Source organism: Streptomyces sp. NPDC093591, assembly GCF_044764885.1.
In the GTDB taxonomy this organism is placed as follows: domain Bacteria; phylum Actinomycetota; class Actinomycetes; order Streptomycetales; family Streptomycetaceae; genus Streptomyces.
The window spans coordinates 733938-747530 of the sequence record NZ_JBIWIY010000001.1; the positions used below are offsets into that span (position 1 = coordinate 733938).

The 13593-nt window shown below is 71.1% G+C and carries 11 protein-coding genes; 5 read left to right on the forward strand and 6 right to left on the reverse strand.

Translation table 11 applies throughout. The annotated features are described in order from the left end of the window. Nucleotides 1-40: 40 nt before the first annotated feature. The 3 genes from ACIREI_RS03200 to ACIREI_RS03210 all read right to left on the reverse strand — a co-directional run bounded on the left by ACIREI_RS03200 (nucleotide 41) and on the right by ACIREI_RS03210 (nucleotide 4823). Nucleotides 41-673, reverse strand: a complete 633-nt coding sequence (locus ACIREI_RS03200; protein ID WP_403326759.1) for a hypothetical protein — start codon at nucleotides 671-673, stop codon at nucleotides 41-43. A 578-nt stretch (nucleotides 674-1251) separates the two neighbouring features. Further along, nucleotides 1252-3129, reverse strand: coding sequence for an ABC transporter ATP-binding protein (locus ACIREI_RS03205; RefSeq protein WP_403326761.1), 1878 nt, complete (start codon nucleotides 3127-3129; stop codon nucleotides 1252-1254). Then, the gene (locus tag ACIREI_RS03210; RefSeq protein ID WP_403326763.1) at nucleotides 3126-4823 is read right to left on the reverse strand and encodes an ABC transporter ATP-binding protein; all 1698 of its coding nucleotides are present in this window, start codon (nucleotides 4821-4823) and stop codon (nucleotides 3126-3128) included. Before ACIREI_RS03210 ends, ACIREI_RS03205 begins: the two co-directional genes overlap by 4 nt. Before the next feature lie 191 nt (nucleotides 4824-5014). Here ACIREI_RS03210 and ACIREI_RS03215 point away from each other — a divergent pair, with 191 nt between their 5' ends. The 5 genes from ACIREI_RS03215 to ACIREI_RS03235 all read left to right on the forward strand — a co-directional run bounded on the left by ACIREI_RS03215 (nucleotide 5015) and on the right by ACIREI_RS03235 (nucleotide 10287). After that, nucleotides 5015-6082, forward strand: a complete 1068-nt coding sequence (locus ACIREI_RS03215; RefSeq protein ID WP_403326765.1) for a FecCD family ABC transporter permease — start codon at nucleotides 5015-5017, stop codon at nucleotides 6080-6082. Continuing rightward, the gene (locus ACIREI_RS03220; protein ID WP_403326767.1) at nucleotides 6079-7194 is read left to right on the forward strand and encodes a FecCD family ABC transporter permease; all 1116 of its coding nucleotides are present in this window, start codon (nucleotides 6079-6081) and stop codon (nucleotides 7192-7194) included. The genes ACIREI_RS03215 and ACIREI_RS03220 overlap by 4 nt, the downstream gene beginning before the upstream one ends. Nucleotides 7195-7211: 17 nt before the next feature. Next, entirely contained in the window at nucleotides 7212-8096 is an 885-nt protein-coding gene (locus ACIREI_RS03225; protein ID WP_403326769.1) for an ABC transporter ATP-binding protein, read from the forward strand. Beyond that, nucleotides 8096-9676, forward strand: a complete 1581-nt coding sequence (locus tag ACIREI_RS03230; RefSeq protein WP_403326770.1) for an amidohydrolase — start codon at nucleotides 8096-8098, stop codon at nucleotides 9674-9676. Before ACIREI_RS03225 ends, ACIREI_RS03230 begins: the two co-directional genes overlap by 1 nt. A 110-nt stretch (nucleotides 9677-9786) precedes the next feature. Continuing rightward, nucleotides 9787-10287: a GNAT family N-acetyltransferase gene (locus ACIREI_RS03235; RefSeq protein WP_403326897.1), complete on the forward strand. Its 501-nt coding sequence runs from the start codon at nucleotides 9787-9789 to the stop codon at nucleotides 10285-10287. 251 nt (nucleotides 10288-10538) lie between these two features. Here ACIREI_RS03235 and argB read toward each other — a convergent pair whose 3' ends face one another. From argB to ACIREI_RS03250, 3 genes are all read right to left on the reverse strand, one after another. Then, nucleotides 10539-11444 carry an acetylglutamate kinase gene (argB, locus tag ACIREI_RS03240; protein WP_403326772.1) on the reverse strand — a complete coding sequence of 302 codons (906 nt, stop codon included), beginning with the start codon at nucleotides 11442-11444 and terminating at the stop codon, nucleotides 10539-10541. Between the two features lie 109 nt (nucleotides 11445-11553). Then, entirely contained in the window at nucleotides 11554-12369 is an 816-nt protein-coding gene (locus ACIREI_RS03245) for an ABC transporter permease (RefSeq protein ID WP_403326774.1), read from the reverse strand. Between the two features lie 165 nt (nucleotides 12370-12534). Then, complete coding sequence (locus ACIREI_RS03250; protein ID WP_403326776.1) at nucleotides 12535-13482, reverse strand: methionyl-tRNA formyltransferase; 948 nt, start codon at nucleotides 13480-13482, stop codon at nucleotides 12535-12537. Between the last annotated feature and the right edge of the window lie 111 nt (nucleotides 13483-13593).

The following is a 13593-nucleotide window of genomic DNA, read 5'->3' on the forward strand; positions in this document are numbered from 1 at the left end:
ACGACTGAGCGGAGTGGGGTCGCGCGGAGGGGAGTGGCCGCTACCCCTGAACCCCGCCCCCCCCCCCCCCCCGCCGGCCCCCCCCCCCCCCCCCCCCCCCGCCGCCCCCGCCCCCCCCCCCCCCCCCCCCCACGACCCCGTCGAAGGGATCCTCTGTGATGCCACCGCGGCGACGAGCGTCGAGGACGATCTTCTTGAGTGTGTCGAAGGCGTTCTGTTGCGCGGCCAGTCCGACGGAACGTTCCTCCATCGACATGATGAAGTCTTCGACGACAGTCGACGTGAAGGTGTTCATCCGGCGGGATTCGAGGACCGGCAGCACCTGGCTGTTGAGGACCTGGTTGACTGAGCGGACGCTGCCGGGCGCGTAGTGGCGCTGTCGGGTGAACCACGTGGAGGCGTACGAGCCAAAGCGTTGCTTGCCGATTTCACGTTTGAGGTCGGCTTGCTGGCGCGGAGTACTGCGCTTCTCTTCGTAGATCTTGTTCAACCGGTCCAGCGCGGACTGCTGTGTCGAGTAGCCCGTCTCCTCGCATTGGCGGCCTGTCGCATCGCGATAGCGAATGGCGTAGGGGTGAGAGCAGCGGTTCTGCCGAGCGCAGGCGCAGTTCTTGAAGAAACTGCCCATCCCGCGTATGAGCTGGGTCGCCAACGTACACGTCTCCTGACTCATGCTGGGAGTTTGCTGACCAACATGCCCTCAGCATGGTCCTGACCTGCGGCCGCACCAAACTACGAGACGTTGATCAGCATCTTCATGGGTACCTCCTGGTGTGGCTGGCAGGTGGACTCAGAGCTTGTGTTTTTGCAGGTCAGAGTGGGGCAGGTCAGTAGTCGATCTTTGCGGTCCGGTGGCGGTCGGCGGGGAACGCTGCTGTCGGAAGTATCGGCCTTGCGGCAGCGAAGGTCACGTGGGCGGATGCGCGTGGGCGCGGCCAGCGCTGGGTCGACCTGTTGGCTGCGCCATGGTGCGTCCATGTCGGGGGGCGTGCGCGCGGCCAAGTCGAGCAGCTGCGGCCGGGTCCCGGCCTGGGCGCGCCCATCGCTGGCACGGTCACGGCCACGGCCGCGGGTCGGGGGCTGTGCCAGACCTCTGGCCGCGGTCGTCAGCGCTGCTCCCTTGCGCGTTCGCCTACCTGGTCGGCGAGGCGATCAGGCCAGGCAGGCACCGTGCGGGCATCTCAGCCGTGTGTGGATCGAGAGGCGTGTGTGGATCGAGAGGGTGGTGGAGAAGCAGGGACACGGCGCCCGTCACGATTCCGCGGCCCCTTGTTCCACTCTGCCCTCCGCTCCCTGCCTGCTGTCCGACCACGCGGCCCACAGCGCGGCATAGCGGCCGCCCGCCGCAACCAGTTCCTCGTGCGTTCCGGTCTCGACGAGCCGGCCCTCGTCGAGGACGACGACCCGGTCCGCGGTCGCGGCCTGCGGCAGGCGGTGCGCCACCATCAGGCCCGTACGGCCCTCCAGGGCTTGGAGAGCCGCGGTCTCCAGGACGCGCGCTCCGGCGCTGCCCGCGTCGGCGGTGGCCTCGTCCAGGATGGCGATCGGAGGGTCGGCCAGGACCAGGCGGGCGAGCGCCAGATGCTGTGCCTGAGTCACCGTCAGCCGGTGCCCGCCTTCGCCGACGACCGTCGCCAGCCCGTCGGGCAGCGCCTGCGCCCACTCCAGGGCACCCACCTTCGCCAGGGCAGCTCGCAGTTCCTCGTCGGTGGCTTCCGGGCGGGCCAGCCGTAGGTCCTCGGCCAGCGGGCCGGCGAAGACGTGGACCTCCTGGCTGATGAGCGTCACGGTGCGACGGATGCCCGCCGGGCCCAGTTCACCGGCGTCGACCCCGCCCAGCGTGATCGTGCCGCCCGACGGCTGGTGGACGCCGGCGATCATCTTGGCCAGCGTGGTCTTGCCGGCCCCGCTCGCGCCCACCAGGGCGATGCGTTCCCCGCTGCCCACCTCCAGATCGATGCCGCGCAGCACCGGATGGCCGGACACGTACGCGTAGTCGAGCGAGGAGACCTTCACCGAGCCGTCCACCGGCGCGGCCCGGCCGTCGGGCTCCGGCTCGCCGGCGAGGTTCGAGACACCGACCAGCCGGGCGAGGCTCGCACCCGCCGACTGCGCGTCGTCGAGCAGGAACAGTGTGGCGTTGACCGGGTTGAACAGGCTGTGGAAGTACAGCGCCGCCGCGGTCGCCGTGCCGATGCTCACCGACCCGTTGTCGACCAGCAGGAAGCCGGTGACCAGTACTCCCGACAGCCCGATGAACTCGGCGAGGTTGAGCCGGGAGAAGAACCCGGTCACCGTGTGGATGCCGCGCAGGGCGAGGTCGACGGCGGCCCGCGACCGCTGCTCCAGGAGGCCCGCGTGCACGCGGTTCAGCCGGAAGGCGCGTACGGTGCGGACGCCGCCGATGCTGTCGAGGAGCTGGTGCTGGAGCGCGCCGGAGGCCACCCGGTGCTCCGCGTACACGGGAGCTGCCCGACGCAGGTACCAGCGCACGGACAGAAACTGGATGGGCATGGCCAGCAGGGCGGCGAGCAGGAACCGCCAGTCCAGTACGGCGAGTCCGAGGAGTGTCAGGACGATGGTGAGCGCGGAGCGGGTGAACTCCGGCAGTGCCTGGCGCACCGACTTCGTGATCACGGAGACGTCGCCGGTGACCCGGGAGACGAGGTCACCGGAGCCGGCCTCCTCGACACGTTCCAGTGGCAGTCCGAGCGCCCGCTCGACGAATCGCTCGCGCAGGGCCGCGAGTACGGTTTCGCCGAGCCGGGCCACGAGCGCGCTGCCGACCGCGGTGGCGGCACCGCGGCCGAGGGCGACCGCGATGAGCAGGACCGTGGGCCATATCAGCGCGTGTGTGCCTTCCTGTTCCACGACCAGGTCGACGACGTGCCCGAGCAGGGGCGCGGTCAGCAGGCCGATGGCGGTTCCGGCGACCAGCACGCCCATGGCGCTCACGCCCAGGAGCCGGTGGCCGTGCAGCACGGTGCGCAGTGCGGACAGGGTCTCCGCGCCGGTGGCGGTGGGCAGGAGGGTGCGGTTCGCGGGGCCGGCGTCGCTCATCGTCTTCTGGGTCCCTCCTTCGTCGGTGCGGTCCGTGGCGCTCGCTTCGGTGCCGTGCGCGGACGTCATGCCAGCACCGCCGCACGGTAGGTCTCGTCGGCGGCGACGAGTTCGGCGTGGCTGCCGTCGGCGGTGACCGTGCCCTCGTCGAGCACCACGACCCGGTCGGTCACCGCGAGCAGCGCGGGGCTGGTGGTGACCAGGATCGTGGTACGGCCGCGCCGGACCTCCCGCAGCCGTGCGGCGATCCGGGACTCGGTCACCGTGTCCACCGCGGTGGTCGGGTCGTGCAGGACCAGCACAGGACGGTCGGCGGCCAAGGCCCGGGCCAGCGCGACGCGTTGCCGCTGGCCGCCCGACAGGGACCGGCCGCGCTCGGCGAGTACGGTGTCCGCGCCGTCGGGCAGTAGCCGGGCGACGTCGTCCGCGGCCGACGCGGTGAGGGCCGGTTCGATGTCCGTCGTTTCGGTGTCGGCTCCGGCGCGTACGTTGTCCAGCAGGCTGGTCTCGAACAGGTCCGCGTCGTGCGGGGCCACCAGGATCATGCGGCGCAGCTCGTCGGGATCCAGGCCGGTGAGAGCGACGCCGTCGAGTTCGATCACGCCCTCGGCCGGGTCCGTCTCCCTCGCCAGGCAGTGCAGCAGGTCGTTCGCCGCCGCCGCGTCCCTGGTCACGATGCCGGTGAGGCTGGCGGCGGCGATGTCGAGGTCGATTCCGCGCAGCGCGCCCAGCGCGACACCGCGCAGCCGGATGCCGCCGGCGACCGGGTCCGGGGGCGTGGCGGCGCCGGGCTCCACGGCGGCGGGCGCCGCCAGCACCTCGGCGATCCGGCCGGCCGAGGCGCGGCCCTGGGCGAACTCGGCGTTGACGTAGGTGAGCAGCTGGAAGGGGCCGAGGAGGAACTGGGCGAGTCCCACCGCCGCCACCAGGTCGCCGACGCTGATGGAACCGCGCATCGCCAAGTAGGCGCCGACCAGGCCGATGGCCGCGATGAAGACACCGGTCAGGGCGAGGACGGCACCCTCGTGCCCGGCCCGGCTCCGGGCGGACCGCAACGCGGCGGCCAACGAGTCCTGGCTGGTGTGCCGGTATCGGGTCACGGCGGCCGACTCGGCGCCCATTCCCTTGAGTACGCGCAGCCCGGCGACGAGGTCGGCCGCGACGCCGGAGGCGTGGGCAGCACGCTCCTGCTCGGTCTCGCTGCGCTGTTCCAGCGGGCGGCTGATGCGGTGGCCCAGCCACAGCAGGGGCGGGATGCCGAGGAGGACGAGCAGGCCGAGCGGCACCGAGATGCGCAGCAGCGCCACCGCGCTGATCGCGAGGGCGGCGAGGGCGGCGGCGCCGTACGGCAGCACGGTCACGGCCGAGCCGACGCGCTTGGCGTCGTTGGTGGCGATGCTGGTCAGCGCGCCGGGGAGCCGGTCGGCGTCCGCGCCGCCGCGTGGGTCGAGCACCCTGGTGCCGAGTTGGAGCCGGAGGTGGTGCGCGGCCTTCTCGCCCGCCCCCTCCGTGATCCGGGCTCCGGTCCGATAGCAAGTGGACAGGACGAAGAACAGGACGGCGAGGAGCAGCAGCCAGCGCCACAGGGTGCCGGTGGAGCCGGTGGCCACCGCCTCGTCGATGATCACGCCGATGACCACGGGCACCATGGCCTCGCACGCCTGATGGGTCATGCCGAGCAGCGACGCCGCGACGAGGCGCCGCCGCTGGTCTCTGATCGCTCCACGGAGGACGTGGCCCCCCGTAGGTCCTCCAACTGGCATGCGGTACCTCCGCGGAAGGTCAGGTGGTTAGGTAAGGCTAGTCTAAAAATCCTGCCCCTTGGTGTTGCCTGTGTGGCCGCCTCAGGTCCTGCCCGCCTCCTCTACTTCGTTTGCGGACCGGCGCGTTGACCCTCCGGCCCGCCACGGTTAGGCTCCCCTAAGTAGCGAGCCGCCGCCAGGGGGAGTTGTCGTTGTCGGTCGAAGCCCAGGCGGTGTCCGAGGACCAGGCCACCGGCCCGGTCGTTCCCGGAGTACGACGGACCACGGCGGCTCTGCGCGCCGCGGGCCTTCTGCTCGCCCTCGCCGCACTGGTCCTGGTCGGACTGGTCAGCGTGTGGGTGGGAACCAGAGGCATTCCGTTCACCTCGACCTGGAGCCTGCTGTGGCAGCCTGACGGGTCGGAAGCCTCGGTCATCATCCACGACTACCGCATCCCCCGGACCCTTCTCGGGCTTCTCATCGGAGTCGCCCTCGGCCTCTCCGGCGCGCTGATGCAGGCGCTGACCCGCAACCCGCTCGCCGACCCGGGCCTGCTGGGCGTGAGCCAGGGAGCCGCCACCGGCGTGGTCATCGCCATCGCGTACCTCGGCGTGGGCAAGGTCGTCGGCCAGGTCTGGTTCGCGCTCGCCGGCGCGGCCGTCACATCGGTGGTGGTCTACCTACTGGGCTCCTCCGGGCGGAAGTTGGCCACGCCCGACCGTCTGGTCGTCGCGGGAGCGGCCGTGACGGCCGTGCTCTACGCCTTCTGCTCGGCGGTGCTGCTGATCAAGCCGCGCGCCTTCGACCAGTTCCGCTTCTGGACGGTGGGTGCGCTCACCGGCCGCTACCTCGACGTCGTGTACGTCGTCCTGCCCTTCGTCGCCGTGGGCCTGATCATCGCCCTCGCCCTCGCCCCGTCGCTCAACGCACTCGCGTTGGGAGACCAGGTGGGGCGCGCGCTCGGCGTGAATGTGACCCGGACCCGAGTGCTGGGCGCCATCGCGGTGATGCTGCTGTGCGGCGCCGCCACCGCCGCCGTCGGACCGATCAGCTTCGTGGGCCTGGCCGTACCGCACATGGCCCGGTTCATCGTCGGCCCCGACCAGCGCTGGGTGCTCGCGTACTCCATGCTGCTCGCGCCCGTGCTGCTGATCGGCGCGGACGTGCTGGGCCGGGTGCTCGGCGCGCCGGGCGAGGTCCAGGTCGGAATCGTCACCGCGTTCCTCGGTGGCCCCCTGTTCATCGCGCTGTGCCGTCGCCGAAAGCTGGTCATGCTGTGAGTGCCGTACGGGAGGCAGGATCCTCCGCCGCCGAGGAGTCCCCGGGCGACAAGGGCGCCGCGCCCGCGCGGGTCATCAGTGGGTTCGTCGTCCGTACCGGGCGAGGCGGAGTCTCGCTGCGGATCCAGGGGCGTGCCGTGGCCGTGACGGCCGTCCTGCTCGCCGTGCTGGTCGTCGTCATGGGCATCAGCCTGACCACCGGGGACTTCGCCCTCTCCGTCGGAGAGGTCCTGAAGGCGCTCACCGGCAACGGGTCGCCCGGCGCCGACTTCATCGTCAACACCCTGCGCATGCCGCGCCTGGTGACCGCGATGTGCGTCGGCGCGGCGCTCGCGGTCAGCGGCGGGATCCTGCAGAGCCTGACCGGCAACTCCCTCGGCAGCCCCGACGTCATCGGGTTCACCAACGGGTCGGCGGTCGGCGCCCTGACCGTCATCATCGTGATGCACGGCAGCATGACCCAGATCGCGATCGGCGCCCTGATCGGCGGCCTCGCCACCGCCGCCGCGGTGTCCCTGCTCATGGTCGGGCGCGGCTTGCAGGGGTTCCGGCTGGTCGTCATCGGCATCGGTGTCAGCGCGATGCTGCTCGCCGTCAACTCGTACCTGATCACCCGGGCCACCTTCCAGGAGGCGATCGAGGCGCAGGCCTGGCTCATCGGCAGCTTGAACAACCGCGGTTGGACCCAGGCCAACGCCATCGGCCTCGCCGTCGTCGTCCTCCTCCCGATCGCCTTCGTACTGGCCCGCCGTCTGTCCATGGTGGAGATGGGCGACCTCACGGCCACCGCGCTGGGCGTCGACGTGGCCCGCACCCGCACCGCGCTGCTCGTCATCAGCGTGGCCCTCGCCGCGTTCGCCACGGCGGTCACGGGCCCCATCTGGTTCATCGCCCTGGCCGCGCCCCAGCTCGCCCGCAGGCTGACCGGCGCGTCCGGCCCCGCCCTGGTACCCACCGCGCTCATGGGCGCCGTGCTGCTGACCGCGAGCGACCTCGCGGTGCAACGCCTGTTCGCGCCCACCCTCCTCCCCGTGGGCACGGCCACCGGCACCATCGGCGGGCTGTACCTGATCTGGCTGCTGGTCACCGAGTCCCGAAAGAGCCGCGCATGAGCAGGAAAGAGCCGCGCATGACAGCGACGAACACCCCGGCGCCCCAGGCGCACCGGCTGCGCGCCGAGGACCTGACGCTGACGTACGACCAGCGCACCGTGGCCTCCGGGCTCGGCGTCGACATCCCCGACCGCTCCTTCACGGTGATCATCGGACCGAACGCCTGCGGCAAGTCGACCCTGCTCAAGGCGCTGGCACGGATGCTCAAACCCCGGACGGGACAGGTCTATCTCGACGGCGCCGCCATCGCGTCGTACCGCTCCCGCGAGGTCGCGCGCCGGCTCGGCCTGCTGCCGCAGTCGTCGACCGCGCCGGGCGGTATCACGGTGGGCGATCTGGTGGCCCGCGGACGCTACCCGCACCAGCGGCTGCTGAAGCAGTGGTCCGCCGAGGACGAGGCCGCCGTGACCGAGGCGATGCGCCAGACCGGCGTCCTCGAACTCGCCGACCGGCCCGTCGACGACCTCTCCGGCGGCCAGCGCCAGCGCGTCTGGCTCGCCATGGTGCTCGCCCAGCAGACCCCCATCCTGCTGCTCGACGAACCCACCACCTTCCTCGACATCGCGCACCAGGTCGAGGTGCTGGACCTGTGCGCCGCCCTGCACGCCCGCAAGGGACACACCGTCGTCGCCGTCCTGCACGACCTCAACCAGGCGTGCCGCTACGCCACCCACCTCATCGTGATGCGGGCCGGCGGCCGGATCGCGGCCGAAGGAGACCCGGCGTCCGTCATGACCGCCGACCTGGTCGAGGACGTCTTCGGCCTGCCCTGCCGGATCATCGACGACCCGGAGACCGGTACGCCGCTGATGGTGCCCGCCGCCCCCAAGCGGCCCACCTTCGAGGACGCGGTCGATCAGCCCACCGCCATGCTGGCCGACACCAAGGGGGGACCCCGCTGATGCTGAGCGCCAGGCTGACCAACGCGCGCTTCCTCACCATGGATCCGGACCACCCGGTCGCCCACGACCTGGGCATCTGGCAGGGCAGGATCGTGGGTCTGGACGAGGCCGTGACCTCCCTGCCCGCGCGCGAGGTGATCGACCTGCAGGGCGCCACCGTGCTGCCCGGGTTCATCGACGCCCATGTGCACCTGGCCTGGACCGGCTTCAAGGAGAACACCCCGAGCATCGCGGGCCGCACGCGGATCGACGACGTGCTCGCGGTCGTGGAGGAGGCCGTCAGTCGGCAGTCCTCGCCCGCCGGCGGCTGGGTGAGCATCGCCGGATACGACCAGCGGGCCCTGGGCCGCCACCTGACCGCGGCCGAGCTGGACAACGTCAGCCACGGCCGCAAGCTGTACATCATGCACGACTCCGGACACGGCTGCGTCGTCAACAGCGCCGTGCTCGACCTGCTCCCCGCCGACATCCCGCACGAGAACGGCTTCCTCGCCGAGGGCGCCATGGGCGCCGCCCGCGCGCTGCGCCTGCCGTACTCCCAGGAGGAGTTGGCCGAGGCGATCGGCCGCGCTGCCCGGACCTGCCTGTCCGAAGGCGTCACCGCCTGCGCCGAGGCGGGCATCGGCGGCACCCTCTTCGGCCACACCCCCGTCGAGCTGGGCGCCTACCAACTCGCCCGCGAGAAGGGCCTGTTGCCGCTGCATGTGCAGCTCATGGTGTCCGCGGACCGACTGCGCCCGGTCGCCGCCCACAAGGACGACGGCATCCCCCGGGCCCTCGACCTCGGCCTGCGCACCGGGTTCGGCGACGACTGGCTCTCCGTGGGCGCGCTGAAGATCTACACCGACGGCGGCATGATGGCCCGTACCGCGGCGCTGAGCAGCCCGTACGAAGGGCTGGACCACACGGGCCAGTTGCAGGACGACCCCGACGCGCTGGCGGACACGATCGTGGACGGCCACCTCGCCGGGTGGCAGCTCGCGGTCCACGCTATCGGCGACCGCGCGGCCGATGTCGCCCTGGACGCCCTGGAGCGTGCGCAACGCCTCCGGCCCCGCCCCGCGGCCCGGCATCGCATCGAACACGCCGGCCTCATCCGCCCCGACCAGCTGCCGCGCTTCGCGCACCTCGGTCTCAGCGCGGTCGTCCAGCCCAACTTCCTGCGCTACTTCGGCGACGACTACGCGGCGATCATGGGCGAGGAACGGGCCCCGTGGCTCTACCGGGGCAAGGCGTTCCTGGATCACGGCATCCCGCTCGTCGGCAGCTCCGACCGCCCCGTCACGGACGGATCCCCCTTGCGGGCCATCCAGTTCATGGCCGAACGCGCCTCCGAGTCCGGCCAGGTGATCGGCCCGGACGAAGGCATCACCGTCGACGAGGCCCTGCACGCCTACACCGTCGCCGGCGCCTTCGCCTGCCACTGGGAGGACAGCCGCGGCAGTCTCACCCCGGGCAAGCGCGCCGACCTGGTCGTGCTCGGTGACGACCCCCGGCGCGTCGATGTCTCCCGCATCGGCGACATCGAGGTGGTGGGGACGTACGTCGACGGGGAGGAGACGGGGAAGCGGGTGCCCTGAGCGGGCGCAGGGACTGGGTCCAGGACTACGTACGCACTTGATCACACTGGGGCAAAGCCCCTCATCCAAGGAAAGCCTTGATCACGGACACGCCGCTTTCTGCTCCGCCGTTGTCGCATGTGCTCGGTTCAGCGACCTCCGCACTGCGCCCCGCGCGGCCGGAGAACGCTCCCCAACTCGCCGCTCTGTCCCTGCCGTTCGTGCGATCGGGAGCGTTGCGCGAGCGGCCCGTCTCGCTGTACGCGGCCCATGCGTCGGACTTCCTCGTCGTGGAGGCGTCCGACGGGTCCCTGGAAGGGTGTGTGGGCCTGCGCGTTCACCACTCGGGCCCGGAGGGTGACCGCGGTCCGGCCGGTGTTGTGTACAACTTCTGTGTGGCTCGGCACAGTCAGGGCTGCGGGGTGGGAGCCCGGCTTCTGCGGGCCGTCCTGGCGCGTGCTCGCGCGCAGTCGCTGGGGGCGCTGTTCACGGCGACGACCGGCGGTGGCGGGCTCTTCCTGCGGTACGGCTTCACGCCGGCGAGCGCATGCCTGGCACCTCCCGCCTGGGTGCAGTCCCTCGACCCCCGGCGAGGCGCACGGATCCTCGGCCGGAGTCTGTCGTCGGTTTGATGCTCGCCCGTGGCGTCCGGTCCGGGTGAGCAGGGCGCCCAGGCGCGCATCAGTGCAGCGACGGGAGCCGACGAGCCCGCGAGCGTGGCGCGGGAACGAATGCGGTCGGGGAGGGGGAGAGGCGCCACGTCCGTCGCCTCGATGCCGCTTGGTCGGTGTCCGGTCCCGAAGGCATGCTCACCACAGCGCAGCTGCCGGACACGAGGTCGGCGAGGAGGGCCGCACGGACTGAACCTCCGCGTCATGGGCGGTCACGCGGCGCCGCGCCCGTCGCCCGCCACGTTGTCAGGAACCACCGTGGTGCCGGGGCTGTTTCCGCCGAGGAGGCTGTTCAGCAGCGCGTGCGGTACGCGACCGTCGAGCACGTGCGCCCCGCGTACACCGCTGCGCACGGCCTTCAGGCACCCCTCCATCTTCGGCAGCATCCCGCTCGCGAGTTCCGGCAGCAGACGGTCGAGTTCGGCGACTGTAAGGCGCTCGATGACCTCGGTGCTGTGCGGCCAGTCGGCGTACAGCCCCTCGACGTCGGTGAGGACCACCAGCCGCGCGGCGCCAAGGGCCACGGCCAGGGCCGACGCCGCCAGATCGGCGTTGACGTTGTAGATCTGCCCGTCCGTACCGCGGGCCACGGGGGAGATGACGGGGATGTGCCCCTGTTCCAGGAGCAGGCGGACAGCCCCTGGGTTCACCTCGACGATGTCGCCGACGAGACCGATGTCCACCGGGCTGCCGTTCACCCAGGCCGACCGTCGTACGGCGGTCAGCGTGTGCGCGTCCTCGCCCGTCATGCCGAGGGCGAACGGTCCATGGGCGTTGATGCGGCCGACAAGCTCCCGCTGCACCCGGCCGGTCAGCACCATGCGGACCACTTCCATGGTCTCCGGAGTGGTCACCCGCAGGCCTGCCTCGAATCGGGTCTCGAGGCCGAGGCGGTCGAGCATCGCGCTGATCTGCGGTCCGCCGCCGTGCACGACGACCGGGCGCAGGCCCGCGTGCCACAGCTCCACGACGTCGTGGGCGAACGCCTGTTGAAGGCCGCTGTCCACCATGGCGTTGCCGCCGTACTTCACGACGACTGTGCTGCCCCGGAGTTCTTCCGAAGGGTGAAGGGGTGAGCGATCCGGTGTGGGGGAGACGTCGACGGCCGGCAAACCCATGGGTGAATTCCCTCTCTGGTGGCACATTGCAAGGATTCCGACGCATGCACATTGCTGGGCTTGGCCTGACCGGAACTGTTTCTCGCGGGTCCGGGATCGGTCAGGTCGATCAGGGCTCTCGTACCGGCCGCACCGGCTTGCGTTCCTCTGCCTCGTGGCGATGGAGCCTGCGGCGGGCCACGAGTTCGACGGTCAGGGCCACGGACAGTGCCTCCACGGCCAGCAGTGCTATGAGCACGAAGACCTGGACGGCGCCGGCGAGTACGGGAGAGGCACCGGCCAGGAGCATGCCGACGAAGGCGCCCGGCAGTGTGACCAGACCGACGGTGCGAGTCTGGTCGAGGGCCGGAAGCAGGGCGTCGGACGCGGCACCACGGGCGACTTCGAGACGGGCGTCGCGCTCCAGGAAGCCGAGCGCCAGACCGGCCTCGACCTCGCCGTGCCGCTGGGTGAGTTCGTCCAGCGCGCGGCGGCCGGCGAGCACCGTCGCGGTCAGTGCGCCGCCGATGAGGATGCCGGTCACGGGGATGATGGCGATGCCGGGCACGGTCAGCAGACCGGCCGCCACCAGCCCGGTGATGGCGGGTACGACGGGAGCCGCGATCGGCAGGGCGGCCCACCACCAGGTGTGGTTGGCGGTGATGCGCCGTCCGGCGGTGCGGGTCGCGACGGCGAACATGAGGAACAGGAAGCCGAAGAGAGCTGCGGTGTCGTGAACCGCCCAGCCGATCACAAGGGATACCGCGGCCAGTTGCACCGTCGCCCGTGCCCCCGCCGTCACGATCTCGCGAGCGCGCCTTTTTGAGTCGTCCGGGGACAGCCGGAAGTGGGCGGCCACCACAGCGCCTGCGAGCAGCAGGACGGCCAAGGCGACGGCGAGTGTCGTGTTGACGGGCAGCAGGGTCTCGGCAGCGTGATGACGCACGTGTTGTCCCTACCCGCAGGAATTCGAAGGATGAGGACGGTTGCGTCGGTCCCACCGTCGACGCGCCCGATTCCGCCACGGCATCGACGTCGACTGACCGTCCAGTGGCCCGCACGGCGGCGTTCAGCCCTGCCCCGATACCGCGGTGGGGGCTGGGCCGACGTGTCAGGGGCGGTTGGTCAGATAGCCGCCCATGGAGGTGAAGTACTTGGTCGCGGGCAGTTCCTGGCCGTCCTCGGTCCGTACGCGCGTGATGGCCAGGCCGGGATTGCGGCCGGTGCGGGCGTCGGCGCCGGCGACGATCACCACGCCGTCGCCCTCACGGTAGAAGATGCGCCCGGGCGTGCCGCCGTACCGGCCCTGGGACACGACCGCGGCAAGCACCTCGAGTCGCTGGCCCTTGTGGAAGGTGAAGGCGCTGGGGTACGGCTCGGACTGGGCACGGACCAGGCGCTCCAGGTCCTCCGCCGGCCAGCTCCAGTCGATGCGGCTGTCGTCGATGGACCGCTTGTGGAAGAAGCTCGCCTGGGACCGGTCCTGCTTGGTGAACTCGGTCTTCCCGGAGGCGATGAGGTCGAGCGCGCCGATGGTGACCGGGGCGATGAGGTCGACGGTCTTGTGGAAGAGGTCGGTCGTGGTGTCCGTCGGTCCGACCGGCACGGCCTCCTGGCGCACGATGTCACCGGCGTCCAGCTCGTCGTTCATCATGTGCGCGGTGACGCCCACTTCGGGTTCGCCGTTGATCAGGGCCCAGATCAGCGGGGAGAAGCCGGCGTACTTCGGCAGCAGTGAGTCGTGCACGTTCAGCGTGCCGTGGCGCGGGAGGCCGAAGATGCGCGGGGGGATCCAGGTACGCCAGTTGTTGGCGACGATGATGTCCGGGTCGGCCTCCTTGAGGCGCTCGAACAGCTCGTCGTCGTCAGGGCGGTTGCGGAGCAGTACCGGGACGCCGTGCTCCTCGGCGAGGTCGGCGACCGAGTCGCTCCAGATCTTCTCGTACGCGTGCTCGCTCTTGGGATGTGTCACGACCAGCACCACGTCGTGCTCGGAATCCAGCAGGGCTTGGAGGGTGCGGTGGCCCCAGGTCTGATAGCCGAACATGACGACCCGCATGGGGTTCCTCCTCAGGACAGGGACTGGGCGGCGCCAGTAAAGCAAGGCTTACCTAAGCGGTCAATGGCGCCTATTCGAGGGGACGTTGAGGGGGCGCATTCGGGGAGCGCG